The organism is Streptococcus sp. IsoGale021, from assembly GCF_031142795.1.
GTDB classification, from domain to species: Bacteria; Bacillota; Bacilli; order Lactobacillales; family Streptococcaceae; genus Streptococcus; species Streptococcus hominis.
Genome location: NZ_JAKZJH010000002.1, coordinates 138,206 through 153,082 on the forward strand (window position 1 = coordinate 138,206; position 14,877 = coordinate 153,082).

The window sequence follows — 14,877 nt, forward strand, 5'->3', positions numbered from 1 at the left end:
ATCACTCCCCCTTCAGACTTTCTGCCAATTGCTGATTATGATAAGTGCGCGCATACCAACCGTTTTGAGCCAGCAATTCTTGGTGTGTGCCTCGCTCTTTAATGCGCCCATTTTCCATAACTAAGATCAAATCTGCATGAACAACTGCTGACAGTCGGTGAGCAGTAATAATAGTTGTTTTACCATCTCTTTCTCCCTTAAGGTTTTCTAAAATCAAATGCTCTGTTTTAGCATCAACAGCAGACAAAGAATCATCCAAGATTAAAATATCTGGTTTCATAACGAGCGCACGACTCATCGCTAAACGTTGCTTTTGGCCTCCTGAAAGTGACACTCCACGTTCACCAACAATCGTATGAAAGCCTTCCGGCATGGCAATAATATCCTCATAAAGGCCACAAAGTTTACTAGCTTGAATCACTTCGTCATCTGACAAGTCTGGATTTGCAAAACGAATATTGTCCGCAATTGACATCGCAAAAAGAATCTGCTCTTGTGGCACGTAACCAATCAAGCTCCGCAAATCATTTAAGCTATAATCTCGAATATCATGATCATTCAGATAAATAGCACCTTCTTGAATATCCTGTTCTCGCATGAGCAGGCGTAATAGTGTTGTTTTGCCAGAACCTGTTTGTCCAACAATTCCTAGCGTCTGCCCTTTTTCTAATGCAAAATGAATATTGGATAAAGTGGTTGCTTTCTCGTAAGAAAAACGCTGAATATCATAAAGCAAACGACCATTTTGTATAGGGGAAACGGGATTGTTGGTCTCTTTGACATCCGACTTTTCTGTCAACAGTCGCTCAATCCGCTCATAAGAAACCATTCCTCTCTGGCTAATATTAAAGAGATAACCCATCGCCTGCAAAGGCCATACCAGCATATCTAGATAAGTAATAAACGTCACTAACTCCCCAACTGTAAATTGCCCTCTAGAGATGAAGATTCCTCCAAAAATCAAAGTTAACGCATAAGATAAGCCAATGAAAATCAGAACCATAGGGTCGAAGAGAGAATTGTATTTAGCAGCGAGAATATTCTTCTCATAGACATCCTGATTTGTCCTAGCAAAAGAGTGACTTTCTGCTTTTTGATAGCCAAAAGATTTCGTTACTTTAATCCCTGAAACGCTTTCCTGTACCTTGTTATTCAAGTCAGAAAAAGCCTCCTGAGCCGCTTTAAAGCTCTCATGATTTTTTCGTCCAATTAAATTGGTTCCCCAAGAAAGAAATGGCAATGGCAAAATAGCAATCAAAGTCAGGCGCCAGTCTAAAACAAAAAACATAGTCAACAGCGTTACCAGAGCTGTGATAGTGGCATCTACCGCCGACATAACGCCTCCACCTGCCACGTTCACAACTGCATTAATATCATTTGTTGCATGCGCCATCAAATCTCCCGTTCGATATTTTTGGTAAAAAGACGGTGCCATTTGGGTAAAGTGCTCAAAAAGCTGAGAACGCAAAAGTCGTCCCAAATGATTTGCTGTACCAAAAATATATAGACGCCAAATATAACGCAGACCATACATGATAAAAGCTGAAGCAAGCAAAACCGAAAGATTTAAAACTAATTGATTTGATGTTAGATTATGACTAGCAATGCGGTCAATCACCACACCGATTACTCTAGGAGGAATTAAATTAAAAACACTAACCAAAGACAAGGCTAGAATTCCGATAATATAACGTTTTTTCTCCAGTTTGAAAAACCAGCCCAATTTTCTAATAAGATTCATGCTCTCTCCTCTGCTATTACTGATTACCATTATACACTATTTTGTTGCATTATCTGTAAAAATAAAACGCAGCTAGCGCAACCTAACTGTGTTCCTCATTTCTTTTGGGTCAATTCAAAGCTCTTATCCAAAAGGGAAAAAAGTTCTGTATCTGATAAAGTATCATCCAAGGGCAGGCTCAGCCAATATTTTTTGTTCATGTGAAATGCTGGGTAAATCCCTGTTTTTTTAAGTAAATCAGACACTTGATTGTTTTTGACATTCAGCACTTCTATTTGACCAGTTTTGCCATTTTCAAACTTCGACCAGTCTATCGTCATAAAAATACCATACCATTTTTTAGTATCCTGATGTCGAAAAACACCAGCATGAAGATTGCTATTTTTTGAAGAATTCTCCCAGAGATATTCCAGTCGTCCGCCATAGGTCTTCGCTACGTACTCCTGCAAGCGGCTACTCTGTTCATAAAGAAAACCAATTTCTTCAAAACAATTAGCTCGAATCGTCAAAAAAATCTCCTGACAGGCTTCACGGACTTGACCGACAAACTCACCCGTCATAGTCTCTATTTTGACTTGCACGTATTCATCACCAGTCTCTTGATCAAACACTTGATAGTCCAGCTTCTCACCCTGCAATTTTAGCTGTAACAGAAAATCACCATTCATTATTTCCTGAGAATAAACAAACTCTTCTCCTCTTTTTTCAAAACCAAAAGCTTGTAATTTTTCTGGATTTGCTTGGTATTTCTCAAATAAGTCTAGCATGATCTTCACTTTCTAAAATACAATCTTGGTGCCATGAAGTTGATTGACCCCAAGCTTTGCAACAATTTCATCACGATTATCAACCGTAATACCACCTCCTGGTAAAATTTCAATTCGACCAGCTGCATGATTTATCAATTCATATAACCAAGAAAAATGCTCTTGAATCGGCTCTTCTGCCAGTCCACCGTGAGTTAGAATCCGTTTCACGCTATGTTCCATTAGCCAGTCCATTTCACTAAATTGATGTTCTCTTGGAATGGCGTCAAAAGCCATGTGAAAGACGACTTCCAGCCCTTGCGAGGCTTTTAATAATTTTTCCATTTTTGGATAATCAATTTTATTAGCAGTTGTCAAAACACCAAAAACAAGTCCGTGTGTCCCAGCGCTGCGCGCCATTTGAATGTCTTCTAGCATGATTTCCATTTCCAAGTCATTGTATACAAAGTCTCCCCCGCGTGGACGAATCATCGTCATAACGGTCACATTGTAAGGTTTTGCTAGCTCAACAGCTGCTTTTATGACACCGTAACTAGGCGTTGTTCCGCCAACTGCTAGATTATCGCAAAGTTCAATTCGTCGAGCACCAGCCTGCATGGCTTTTTCCAAATTAGTCACATTTTCTGCACAAAATTCATAAATCATTTTTGACCTCTTCTATGTGAAAGTGTTTTCTTGTTTATTATAATATAATCACTATTTATTCTTCAAAATCTTTCGCGACCGCTGGCACCAATCCAACCATTTTTTCCTATAATCCGACTCAGGCAAGATACGATTTTCTAAATCTTTTATCGTTAAAATTCCTTTTTCTTCACAAGTTTGAAGACAATAGTAATAGAAATCCCAATTCAAATCGTCCTCTTCTGCATAAACTGGAATCTCTTCAAAACCAGATTGATAGGCTATAAATGCTCTGCTGTGGCCATCAGTGAAAAAGATTTTACCTTTCAATCGCTTAATTGGTAAAGGATTTAAGGCGTTTATGTCCTTTGTATCGAACATATCTGTACCTGCTCTAATTTCTTTTCAGAAAGATAAAATTGACTTGGTTGAATAGCTGACAAAGGAAGCATCAAATCCAAAGCATAGCGATGCCCATTTTCAGTCTTTTCCAAAGGATAAAATCCTACTGACTCAAACATCTTCTTAGAAGCTTCATTGTCATCATAGATTTCTTGAACATACAAGCGCTTATAGCCCAACTTGCGTCCGCGTTCAACCAATGCCTGAACAACTGTCCTCCCGATTCCCTGACCACGATAAGCTGAGTCTCCAATCACAATCGGCATGTCCTCTTGCCAAAAACTCACATCACCAATCGGCTGCCAACCTGCATTTGTCAAAACTTCAATAAAATACACTTCTCCATGACGAGTAAGATAGTCATACATTTTCTTGATTCGTTGAAGTGTGTAAGGCTCTCGACCACCATCAATCAAACGGATTACCTCAGGGTCTTGATACCAAGAAAAGGCAAGATGAGCTTGTCCATCATACTTTCGCAAACGTAAGGAAGAATCAATGAAAATATACTCCGGTTGTTTCTTTACATCTATCATAATATTCTCCTACTACTGACATTCTAACAGAAATTAGACGGATTGTTTAGAAATTCTGTCCTATTCTATCAAAATTTTCTCTTGACATTATCTGCAAAAACAGTATACTATACTTATGTATATACAGTTAAAAGGAGGAAATTATGAAACCTAAAACAAAAAATCAATTTATAACTCTTACAGCTCTCTTGACTGCACTAGCTATTGTTATTCCAATGGTTATGCCTGCAAAAATTATTATTCCACCTGCTTCTTATACTTTAGCAAGCCACGTTCCTATTTTCTTAGCCATGTTTATCTCGCCGTTAATGACTTTGATTGTTATTTTAGGTTCTACTTTTGGTTTTTTAGTAGCTGGTTATCCCATTGTTATCGTTCTTCGCGCCCTGTCACACCTATTCTTCGGCTTGGTAGGCGCTCTTTATCTTAAAAAATATCCTAAAGCTTTAGATAAACCAATCCAGACTTGGATTCTTAATATTGTCCTTGCTTTTATTCATGCGATTGCTGAAGTCCTTGCTTGCCTCATCTTTTACGCCTCAACTTCTTTTCCAGCAAATATGTTTTATCTTCTTTTCATACTCGTAGGAGTTGGAACTATCATTCATAGTATCGTTGATTTTATCATTGCACAATTTATCTATAAAGCTCTACAAAAAATCCGCTAAATCTTGAATATTTAACAGATTTATTCTACAATGAATTTATGATAAAACAAAGAAGAACAGATTTATTACAGCTTTTAAAAACTGCAGAAACTCCCTTAAATGGACAAATTTTAGCTGAGAAATTCCATGTTACTCGGCAAATCATTGTGCAAGACATTGCCGTTTTACGAGCAGATGGTGCCCCTATTATTAGTACAAATCGAGGCTATATTTACAAAACGAATGATAGTGCTAAATATTATCACCAGCTTTTTAAAGTTAAGCATACGATTGAAGATATTGAAGCGGAATTACTGGCAATTGTAGATAACGGTGGACGAGTTCAAAATATTATGGTAGAGCATCCCGTTTATGGGGAAATTCAAACCTATCTGAAATTAACTTGTCGCAGAGATGTTCAGCATTTCATCCAACAAATTCACGAGACCAATTTTCGCGGTTTATCTGAATTGACAGACGGTGTCCATTATCATCTAGTAGAAGCTGATTCGCAACAAGATTTAGACTATGTCGAAAAAGCATTAGAAGAATTGGGATTTTTAATATAAAATTCAAACATGCTTTCTATATAGATTTCAAAAAAATAGAGCCTGAATGGCTCCATTTTTATTTTTCATCAATAACAATTCTGACTTTTTTATCTTCGGTTGGGACAGAATAAACAATCGTCCTTATCGCAGAGATCGTGCGACCTTTACGACCGATTACACGTCCAACATCACTAGGGTCAAGATCTAAATGATATTCCAAAAATTCTGGTGTATCTTCAATCTTGATAGTTAAAGCATCTGGTTGTGAAATCAAAGGTTTCACTATCGCAATAATAAGATTTTCAATCGTATCCATAGTCAACCTGCACTTCTATTATTTAGAGTATTTAGAATCGTGGAATTTCTTCATCACACCAGCTTTTGAAAGAATGTTACGAACAGTATCAGAAGGTTGAGCACCTTTTGACAACCAGTCAAGAATACGATCTTCTTTTAAAGTTACTTGGTTTTCAGCAACAAGTGGATTGTATGTTCCAACTGTTTCGATAAAACGTCCGTCACGAGGTGAACGTGAGTCTGCTACGTTGATACGGTAGAAAGGTTTTTTCTTAGAACCCATACGAGTTAAACGGATTTTAACTGCCATTTTAAAAATTTCTCTTTTCTCTTTTTTATTTTTAGGAATAGCAGAGCTACTCCCAACATACTCTATCTTATCACAAGAAAGAAAAGGTGTCAAGAAAAAATCTTGACATCTTTTGATATTACCATTCTACAACTTCAAAGACTGTAGCTGTCAGATCTTCAACAAAAGAATCGCTAACTTGACGACTATTTCCAGCTACAAGTTTCAAATTTCCAATATCTTCAATATTGTATCTATCACCACTTGCATTAAAAATTACGAGGTAATAATTATCATCTTTCACTTCAAAAATGACAATGCCACTTCCGGAATGCGCTGAATGTACAAAGGCATGCTGGTAAATGTCATCATAATGCTGGTAAGAAAATTCTTTTGTTGTCGTTTTTAAATGAATCATCTGTTTGATATAGTTGATACTTTCTTGATGATGAGCTAATAAATCCCAGTCTACTTGATTGACAGCGTCAGGAGCGTTATAACTGTTCATAGCACGCTTATGATCTGCCTGAATGGTATTCCCATTTGCTCCAGTTGCCACTAGTTTGCTACGTGAAAATTCCTGTCCCAGCTCCATAAAACTCATACCTTGCAAGAGGAGATTCATCGCAGTCGCTAATTCAATCCGCTTAGTACGAGTCAATTCATCATCATTTGGATGAAGTTCGGCTAACAAATCGTGCAAATTGTAATTATCATGTGCTTCTACATAATTAACGACTTGTTTTGGCTCTAGATAGGTTCCTAACTCACTGCTTCCCAGAATTGCCTTGGCAACAATTGACTCTGTCGCTTGACCACTTACAAAGCCGGCTTTTAAGCCACCGTAGACTTCTGCTCCTTTGATAGCATCACGTTCAGTATCGTTGAAAAATCCGATATTAGGTAATTCAAAGGCATTGTCTTTTTTTGCTTTGTCAAGCGGAAGCAATCCTGTCCCCATATCCCAACCTTCACCGTATGTGAGAATTCTCGAGTCAATTTCATCTAACGCTTCCCGAATTTGACGCATCGTTTCAATATCATGAATGCCCATTAAATCAAAACGAAAACCATCAATATTATACTCTTTTACCCAATAAAGGATAGAATCAATCATATATTTACGAAACATTTCATGCTCGCTGGCTGTCTCGCTCCCCACACCTGTTCCATTTTGGAAAGAGCCGTCTGGATTCATCCGATAGTAATAATCAGGCACTGCTTGTTGAAACGGTGAATCATGAGTCGAATAAATATGGTTGTATACAACATCTATCACTACGGAAATGCCCGCATCATGATAGGCTTGAATCATCGTTTTTAAATCCCGCATTCCTTGAGACGGGTTTGCTGGATCTGTTGAAAAACTCGTTTCGGGAGCATTGTAATTTTGAGGGTCATAGCCCCAATTATACATTACATTTCCATCTTGGTCATACTCTTTGTGTCGATCAGAGATGGGCTGCAATTGTACGACATTGACACCTAATGATTGAATATAATCAAATCCTGTCGCTTGACCTGTTCTATTTTTTGTTCCTTTTTGACAAGCCCCTAAAAAGGTTCCTCGGTGTTTTTTAGACACGCCAGAACTGTTAGACTTCGTCAAATCTCGTACATGCATCTCATAAATAACAGCTTGACAAGGATTCTCTAGACGCCAAATTGCTTGTTGCCCTTGTTTCACTTGGAAATGTTTTGGATTTCGCTCCGCAGGCGATAAAATGACAGAACGCTTTCCGTCTTCCGTTACGGCTTCCGCATACGGATCGCGTGTTACTGTTTTGTGATGTTCAAACTCTAGCTGATACTGATAGGCTTTATTTGCCAAGTCATCCGAAATCACCCGAGACCAGACTCCGATTGTATTTTTAGCATGATCTTTGGAAAAATCTTTTCCTCTTTGTAAGTCGTAGACCTTCCAGATTTTCGCTTTGTTAGTGCTATTCTTATAGACTACTAACTGAACTTTTTTTGCAGTCGGTGCCCAGAGTTTGAATTCTGCTTGCTCACCATTATACCGGCATCCCAACCAACCTTGGTACCCCCAATGCTGGTCAAAATATTTGCTGTCCAATGCCATATCAAAGGCGTGAGGATCACACTTTGCGTAATACGGACTAGTCATAGCAGCCTGCCTAGAATAATAAACTTGACTGTCTCCTTCGATAATCCAAACCTCAGTCACTAAATGAGGCGGTAACAACTGAATGGAGTAGTCAACTGACTGGTGAGACCAATCGGTTGTTTTTACAATGACATGGACATTACTCAAAGCTTGTTCGCTTGTATAGGACAAGGTTCCTTGAATCCCAAAATCATCATACTGGAAAAAAGCACTCTCTTCTCCCCATTTATTCATTTGCCATTTCCACATATTATAGGCTGCATAATTTCCTAATTGATTATGGTAATGGATTAAGACACGATAGTTTAACATCACATTCTCCTGATTATTCTTTATTCTCCAATGACAAAGCACTATCGCTAATCTCATCAATATTTGCAAAAAATTCTAAGTGGTTATGAAGAACTTCCAATTCAACAGGAGTATCTCCACCATATTCGCCATCCAGATTTAACATGAATGGGGCTTTTTTGTCTAAAACTTCTAACTTTAACTTACTTGTTTTTAAATATTCTACATTCACATCTGTCACATGTTGACCACCATTGATTGCTTGAATCATCAACGCCAACATATCAAACAACCGAGCAGTTTTCACCAAAATTAAGGTAAAATTACCATCATCTAACACTGTATCTGGCGCTAATTTTTCAAAGCCACCGATTGAATTTGTCAAGGCAACAAAGATTAAAGAAACTTTACCTTCAAACACACCGTGGTCATGTTCAATGTGTACCTTGCGTAATTTAGATTTTGGCAGCATTTCTGCTCCTTTTGCGACATAGGCAAGGTAGCCTAGACGTGACTTGACTTCACTTGGAACACTATAGGTCAATTCTGTCAAAGTTCCCGCTGCAGCAATGTTAATAAAATATTTTTTCCCATAAGCCTGACCAATATCCATTTTTATGGTTTGATTTTTTTCAATAATCCGCGCAGCTGCCACCGGATCCCCCATTGGAATCTTGAGAGCACGTGCATAATCATTGGTCGTACCAGTTGGAATAAAGGCTAACTTAGGTCGATTTTCCAACGGTGCTACCCCATTGACCACCTCATTGATTGTCCCATCTCCACCAGCCGCAACAATTAAATCAAATCCTGCTTTAGCTGCTCTCTCTGCTTCATTTTGAGCTGATAAAGGAGCTGGGGTTGTCTGATAAGCACTTGTTTCATAGCCAACATCTTCTAAAACGTCTAAAACTTCTGCGATATTTTTTTTAATAATTTCCTGACCAGAGGTCGGATTATAAATCAATCGTGCTCTTTTTCTAGCTGTTTCCATACAAACCTCTATAAACTCTCAAGCCAAGCTTCATCACGAATGTCAATTCCTAACTCTTGAGCTTTTGTTAATTTACTTCCTGCATCTGCTCCGGCAACGACTAGACTTGTTTTCTTAGAGACCGAGCTCGTCACCTTTGCACCTAAACTTTCTAATTTCTTTTTCGCCTCTGAACGATTGAGACGCTCCAATTTTCCTGTTAAAACAACGGTCAATCCAGAAAGCGCTGCATCTGCTGCCACTTTTTCGCCAAGGTAAGTGAAATTTAACCCCGCTTCTTTTAATTCCGACAATAAAATATGAGTTCCTTCTTGTGCGAAATAGCTAGAAAGACTCTCAGCAATCACCATTCCTAGACTATCCAGCGCAGCAATTTCTTCTTTTTCTGCTTTTGCTAATTGCTCCAAATCATGAAAATGCTCTAGCAAAATCTGACTAGCTTTACTTCCAACATGGCGAATGCCCAAGCCAAATAATAATTTCTCAGCAGAATTTTCCTTAGAAGTCTGAATGGCAGTATACAACTTATTAGCTGATTTTTCCTTAAAATTTTCCAATTGCAGCAAATCTTCAACAGTCAAGCGATAAATACCAGCCACATCATTTACCAACTGCTGATCAAATAACTTTTCTACAACAGCAGGACCAAGACCTGTGATATTCATGGCATCGCGACTGGCAAAATGAATCAAGCCTTCTTTGATTTGTGAAGGACAACGTGGATTGATACAGCGTAAAGCAACCTCATCTTCAAAGTGAATCAACTCGCTGTTGCAACTTGGACAATTCTTTGGACTCTCCAATTTCTCTTCTGATTGGCGCTTACTTTCAACCACTTGCAAAACAGCTGGAATGATGTCACCTGCTTTGTAAACGATGACCGTATCGCCTTTGCGAATGTCCTTTTCAGCAATGTAATCCACATTGTGCAAAGTGGCTCGGCTGACCGTTGTCCCCGCTAATTGCACAGGCGTCAAGTTGGCGGTTGGCGTAATAACTCCAGTCCGTCCAACTGTCCAGTCAACTGATAAAAGCTGCGCTTCTTTTTCTTCAGCTGGAAATTTGTAAGCAATCGCCCATTTTGGTGCTTTTACAGTAAAACCGAGTTCTTCCTGCATAACCAAATCATTTACCTTGATTACAACACCGTCAATATCATACGGTAACTGGTCGCGTTCTTGAGTGATTTGTCCAATAAACTGCCACACTTCATCCATCGAATGTGCCAAAATATGCCGCTCATTCACACTGAAGCCATTTTTAGATAACTGATTTAAAACAGCTTCTTGGCTCGTCGCACTTGTCGGACTGGCTTCTTGATAGAGAAAGGTTGCAAGATTACGTTTGGCTACAATTGCAGTATCTAACTGGCGTAACGTTCCTGCTGCAGCATTTCTCGGATTAGCAAATTCTGGTTCTCCGTTTTCCTGACGTAGCTGATTCACCGCATCAAAAGAGCTGCGTGGCATATAACATTCACCACGAACAGTCATATCAACTTCACTTGGCAACTTTAAAGGAATATCTTTCACTCTTTTCAAATTTTCTGTGATATTTTCCCCGACAGAACCGTCTCCGCGAGTCGCTCCTGCAACTAAAATCCCCCTTTCATACATGAGAGAAATAGAGAGGCCGTCAATTTTTAGTTCACATAGATAGCTAACATCTGGAAAATCTTTCCGAATCCTTGTATCAAATGCATCTAACTCTTCACGTGAAAAAGCATCCTGCAAACTATAGAGCGGATACTGGTGTTGGTATTTTTCAAAACCTTCTAAAACCTTACCTCCCACACGATGAGTTGGGCTATCAGGCTGAACGAACTCTGGATACTGCTTTTCTAAATCTAATAATTCATGATACAACTTATCATATTCACTATCCGATACGCTTGGATTATCGGTGGTATAATATTCATGAGCATACTGATTGAGCAGCTTCACCAGTTCTAACATTCTGTCTTTCATATTTCTATTTTATCATAATTCATGCGTTTCTACAGCATTCTTACCTATATTCTTTACAAAAAATTAGACAAAAATGTAAAATAGCAGAAAAATAATCTTCATCACATCAAATATGATAAATTTCAAAAATTTAATTGATTAAAATACATAAAAGAAGTAAAATATACTATAAATAAAAAAGCTAGGAGAATTGTTAGTATGAATATTACAATTGCAGGTGTCGGTGCCATGGGTAGCCGCTTTGCTCTGATGTTGCATCGAGCAGGACATAAAGTGACTTTAGTAGATGGCTGGGAAGAACATGTCACAGCTATTCAAAAAGATGGTTTACAAGCGAACTTAAACGGCGAAGAAGTTGTTGCCAAGTTGCCCATCTATTTGCAAAGTCAAGTAGATCCAAGTTTATCTAATGACTTAATTATTCTATTTACGAAAGCTATGCAGCTAGAAGCGATGTTAGCAGATATTCAACCTTTGATACATGATGATACAGCTGTTCTCTGCCTATTAAATGGGATTGGTCACGAAGAAGTCATTGAAAAATATGTCCCAAGAAATCAAATTATGATTGGAAACACCATGTGGACTGCTGGTATGGAAAAACCTGGGCGTGCAAAATTATTCGGAAACGGCTCAATCGCTTTGAAGAATTTAGTCGCAGATCCAAAAGCTGAACAAGTAGCTTATAAAGTCATTGAAACCTTGAATTCTGCTGGATTAAATGCGCAATATACAGAAAATATCTTATATGCCATTTATAAAAAAGCCTGTGTCAACGGAACGATGAATAGTTTGTGTACCCTTTTGCTTGCTAATATGGCAGACTTTGGAGACACTACTCCTGCACATGCTATCGTTGAAAAGATTGTGAGTGAGTTTGCAGCAGTTGCAAAACACGAAAATGTAGACTTGAATGTCACAGAAACCGTGGACTATATTGAAAAGAACTGCTATAATCGCGATACAATTGGCTTGCATTATCCTTCCATGTATCAAGATTTGAACGAGCACAATCGTTTGACAGAAATTGATTATATCAACGGAGCTATTGCACGAAAGGGACAACAATATGGTGTAGACACGCCATATTGTGCCCTTATAACTGAACTCGTTCACTGTAAAGAACAATTACTTGGTGCCAAATAACATAAAACTTGCAATAGATTTTACTATTGATTATGCTTCTTGCTCATTGGAAATGACTCATTTCTGTCATTCATGAAATATAAAAAACATGCTGAGAAATCCCTTGGCATGTTTTGTTGATATGTTATCTTCCTAAATCAATCCGTTTATTCAGCTTATCCATTAAGATTCCACCAATAATGAGTGAAGCAAACTCTCCTACCGCTGTCGTAAACCAAGTCAAGAAAAACGGTGCTTTAGCGACAAGATACAATTCAGCTGCAATGGTCACCATAGAAAGTGAAAAGAAAATCGCAAAATAAAAGAAAGCTTTATTGATCAGTCCATTAAACAAGTATTCATTCATGTATTTTCTAAAGAAATACACACCTAAGCTCAAAAAGACCAAAGTTGAGCCACCACCGACAAAGACATCGATGATTCCAAAGCTAAATAAATTTGCAATCATACAACCCAGGGTGACTCCGATGATGTACTTAGGTTTATAAAAAGCCATAAAGTTCATCATTTCAGAAATCCGAAATTGGTAGGCACCATAGCTAATAGCATTCAAGGGCGGTGTCATTGTTAGTGCGACATAAATCGCAGCAACAAGAGCAATCTGAGCCATATCACGAACCGTAATTTTTTCCATGTTTTCTCCTTTAGCGGTCAAACCGCGTGTAATATGCTTGGCGAAAGGGAACTAAGCACCAAGGGCTGCATTGACAAAACGAATACAGCTTTTCAAGTATAGCATATTTTTTTCAAATATGATAGACTAAATCTATGAAAAATTATATAAAACGCTTTTTCGATAACGAAATCTTATCCTATTTGTTTTTTGGTGTTGCTACAACTGCTGTTGCAGTTCTTACACGTATGCTTTGTTATGCTTTCACGAGTAATGAATTACTTTCTACAGCGATAGGCAATATCGCTGGAATCCTTTTTGCTTTTGCGACAAATGACACGATTGTTTTTAAGCAAGAAAGAAGGGGCTGGGGCGCTCGTTTTGTCAAATTTGCTCTTGCGCGACTTTCTACTTTTCTGCTGGACATGGGACTCACATTCATTTTTGTCACAACATTTCCTAACATTATCGGTCAATTTGTCCACAATGACATTAAAACGGTCAACACTATTGAAACATTGTTTGCTCAAATCGTTATTATTGTGCTTAATTATGTTTTTAGCAAAATCTTTGTATTTAAAAATAAATCAACTAATTAAAAAGACAAACCTACCTCAATGGTGGTTTGTCTTAAATCCAAAGGAGCCTTAAGGCTCTTTTTTCTTAAATTTCTACACTTGGATTGTCAATTGTCAGATGAGTAATTTCTCCTTTGACTCCAAAATAATCTTCTACCAAATGTTGCAATTCCTGCATAGCTGCTTGCGCGCGTTTGGCTTGGTCTTCATTGATAGCCTCGATGACTAGTACTGCGTCCGTTGTGCCTTCAGTCAGCATTGTCCGTTGCGCTTCCCGCCAGTTAAAGCAGCGACAAACCGCTCCTTCATTATCATAATAGATAATCTCTTCTGGAAGAGCTGGTGCATCCGTCTCTGCACCAAGTGGAAAGAAAGCTTCGCCTCCTTGCGCTTTTCCAAGATGCAACCCTCCTTGAATCTTAGCAATATCTTCACCACCACAAGGAACGGCATAGGAAAGTGATACACTATTATAAATATCCACCAATGGATTGATTGGATTGAACTCACGACCTTGACTTACCCTTTTTAAAAGAGCTTCAATGGAAGAACGCGCACCTTTTTTAGTTTTAAACTTACTAAAAGCACCACGCCATTCTTGAATCACGTCATTTTGCGTAAAAGTTTCATCTACGATGAAATCTTCTGCTCGTTTGCTTCCCTTATCTAACAAAGATTTAAAATAAGGGTCTTTGCTTTCGTCAACGCTATTATCCAGTCCTTTAGCGACCATAATGCTAATTTGCGCTTGAGGGAATAATTCCCAAAATTCATTTTCAACTGTGACTTTCATTTTACACCTCTCAATAATTTCTTTTTTGTCCTTTTTTAACCAATTCCCAATCATCAGTAATATTCTGTCGCACCTTTGCTAACATATCTTCTAGCATTTGGGCGTCTTCTTTTGAAAATCCTGTCAAAGCCTGCTGCTCAGAATAAGTGTGCTCTGCTAAGATAAACGGGTAAAGTTTTTTTCCTGTATCCGTCGCAAAAAGCTCTTTATTTTTTAAATTTCCAGCTGCACTTCTTCTTTCAATCAAACCTTTACTCTCTAATTTTTTGACAGAGCGAGCAACGGTTGACCGATCAACTTTCAGCAAATCCGAAAGTTCTTCTTGAATAATACCGGGATTTTCTACGATACGAACCAAATAAAGATACTGCCCTTTGGCCAAATCAACATGGCGAAATTCAATATTCGCCATTGAATCCAACGCTCGGGCGATGATACCAATCTCTCGCAAAATCGTCATATTGCCTCCTTAAGCAATATTATATCACATTTTATTGCAAATGCAATAAAATA

15 protein-coding genes, 1 pseudogene and 1 riboswitch are annotated in these 14,877 nt (G+C 38.2%); of the genes and pseudogenes, 4 read left to right on the forward strand and 12 right to left on the reverse strand.

The window, feature by feature from the left end; all coding sequences use genetic code 11:
* Nucleotide 1 precedes the first annotated feature (1 nt).
* From RG565_RS02310 to RG565_RS02325, 4 genes and pseudogenes are all read right to left on the reverse strand, one after another.
* The gene (locus RG565_RS02310; RefSeq protein ID WP_247936618.1) at nt 2–1,741 is read right to left on the reverse strand and encodes an ABC transporter ATP-binding protein; all 1,740 of its coding nucleotides are present in this window, start codon (nt 1,739–1,741) and stop codon (nt 2–4) included.
* A 95-nt stretch (nt 1,742–1,836) separates the two neighbouring features.
* Entirely contained in the window at nt 1,837–2,508 is a 672-nt protein-coding gene (locus tag RG565_RS02315) for an MmcQ/YjbR family DNA-binding protein (RefSeq protein ID WP_247936619.1), read from the reverse strand.
* 12 nt (nt 2,509–2,520) lie between these two features.
* Nucleotides 2,521–3,153 (reverse strand): copper homeostasis protein CutC, encoded by a 633-nt coding sequence (locus tag RG565_RS02320; protein WP_247936620.1) that lies wholly within the window; start codon nt 3,151–3,153, stop codon nt 2,521–2,523.
* 55 nt (nt 3,154–3,208) lie between these two features.
* A pseudogene (locus tag RG565_RS02325) lies at nt 3,209–4,070 on the reverse strand (GNAT family N-acetyltransferase).
* A 143-nt stretch (nt 4,071–4,213) separates the two neighbouring features.
* On the opposite strand from RG565_RS02325, the gene RG565_RS02330 reads away from it, so the two are divergent.
* Complete coding sequence (locus RG565_RS02330; protein ID WP_003029805.1) at nt 4,214–4,738, forward strand: ECF transporter S component; 525 nt, start codon at nt 4,214–4,216, stop codon at nt 4,736–4,738.
* A 38-nt stretch (nt 4,739–4,776) separates the two neighbouring features.
* A complete protein-coding gene (locus RG565_RS02335; RefSeq protein WP_247936623.1) occupies nt 4,777–5,286 on the forward strand; it encodes a transcription repressor NadR in 510 nt (169 codons plus the stop codon).
* Nucleotides 5,287–5,344: 58 nt separating this feature from the next.
* Here RG565_RS02335 and kphA read toward each other — a convergent pair whose 3' ends face one another.
* From kphA to ligA, 5 genes are all read right to left on the reverse strand, one after another.
* Nucleotides 5,345–5,584, reverse strand: a complete 240-nt coding sequence (gene kphA, locus RG565_RS02340) for an RNA-binding protein KphA (RefSeq protein WP_003001620.1) — start codon at nt 5,582–5,584, stop codon at nt 5,345–5,347.
* 18 nt (nt 5,585–5,602) lie between these two features.
* Nucleotides 5,603–5,875, reverse strand: coding sequence for a 30S ribosomal protein S16 (gene rpsP / locus RG565_RS02345; protein ID WP_003024685.1), 273 nt, complete (start codon nt 5,873–5,875; stop codon nt 5,603–5,605).
* Nucleotides 5,876–5,993: 118 nt separating this feature from the next.
* Entirely contained in the window at nt 5,994–8,294 is a 2,301-nt protein-coding gene (gene pulA, locus RG565_RS02350; protein ID WP_247936624.1) for a type I pullulanase, read from the reverse strand.
* A 13-nt stretch (nt 8,295–8,307) separates the two neighbouring features.
* Nucleotides 8,308–9,267: a diacylglycerol kinase family lipid kinase gene (locus RG565_RS02355; RefSeq protein ID WP_003029816.1), complete on the reverse strand. Its 960-nt coding sequence runs from the start codon at nt 9,265–9,267 to the stop codon at nt 8,308–8,310.
* An 8-nt stretch (nt 9,268–9,275) separates the two neighbouring features.
* A complete protein-coding gene (ligA, locus tag RG565_RS02360; protein WP_247936625.1) occupies nt 9,276–11,234 on the reverse strand; it encodes an NAD-dependent DNA ligase LigA in 1,959 nt (652 codons plus the stop codon).
* A 198-nt stretch (nt 11,235–11,432) separates the two neighbouring features.
* Here ligA and RG565_RS02365 point away from each other — a divergent pair, with 198 nt between their 5' ends.
* Nucleotides 11,433–12,380, forward strand: coding sequence for a 2-dehydropantoate 2-reductase (locus tag RG565_RS02365; protein ID WP_195323071.1), 948 nt, complete (start codon nt 11,433–11,435; stop codon nt 12,378–12,380).
* Between the two features lie 124 nt (nt 12,381–12,504).
* On the opposite strand, the gene RG565_RS02370 is transcribed toward RG565_RS02365, so the two are convergent.
* Nucleotides 12,505–13,014 carry a QueT transporter family protein gene (locus RG565_RS02370; RefSeq protein WP_106082784.1) on the reverse strand — a complete coding sequence of 170 codons (510 nt, stop codon included), beginning with the start codon at nt 13,012–13,014 and terminating at the stop codon, nt 12,505–12,507.
* A riboswitch (PreQ1 riboswitch) is annotated at nt 13,012–13,120 on the reverse strand. It overlaps the preceding gene by 3 nt.
* Nucleotides 13,121–13,148: 28 nt before the next feature.
* Between RG565_RS02370 and RG565_RS02375 the strand changes: the two genes are divergently transcribed.
* Nucleotides 13,149–13,592: a GtrA family protein gene (locus tag RG565_RS02375; RefSeq protein WP_003029828.1), complete on the forward strand. Its 444-nt coding sequence runs from the start codon at nt 13,149–13,151 to the stop codon at nt 13,590–13,592.
* 64 nt (nt 13,593–13,656) lie between these two features.
* Here the strand turns inward: RG565_RS02375 and RG565_RS02380 are convergent, their stop codons facing one another.
* Nucleotides 13,657–14,364, reverse strand: a complete 708-nt coding sequence (locus tag RG565_RS02380) for a B3/4 domain-containing protein (RefSeq protein WP_247936626.1) — start codon at nt 14,362–14,364, stop codon at nt 13,657–13,659.
* Between the two features lie 10 nt (nt 14,365–14,374).
* Nucleotides 14,375–14,824, reverse strand: coding sequence for a MarR family winged helix-turn-helix transcriptional regulator (locus tag RG565_RS02385; RefSeq protein ID WP_003029833.1), 450 nt, complete (start codon nt 14,822–14,824; stop codon nt 14,375–14,377).
* Nucleotides 14,825–14,877 lie beyond the last annotated feature (53 nt).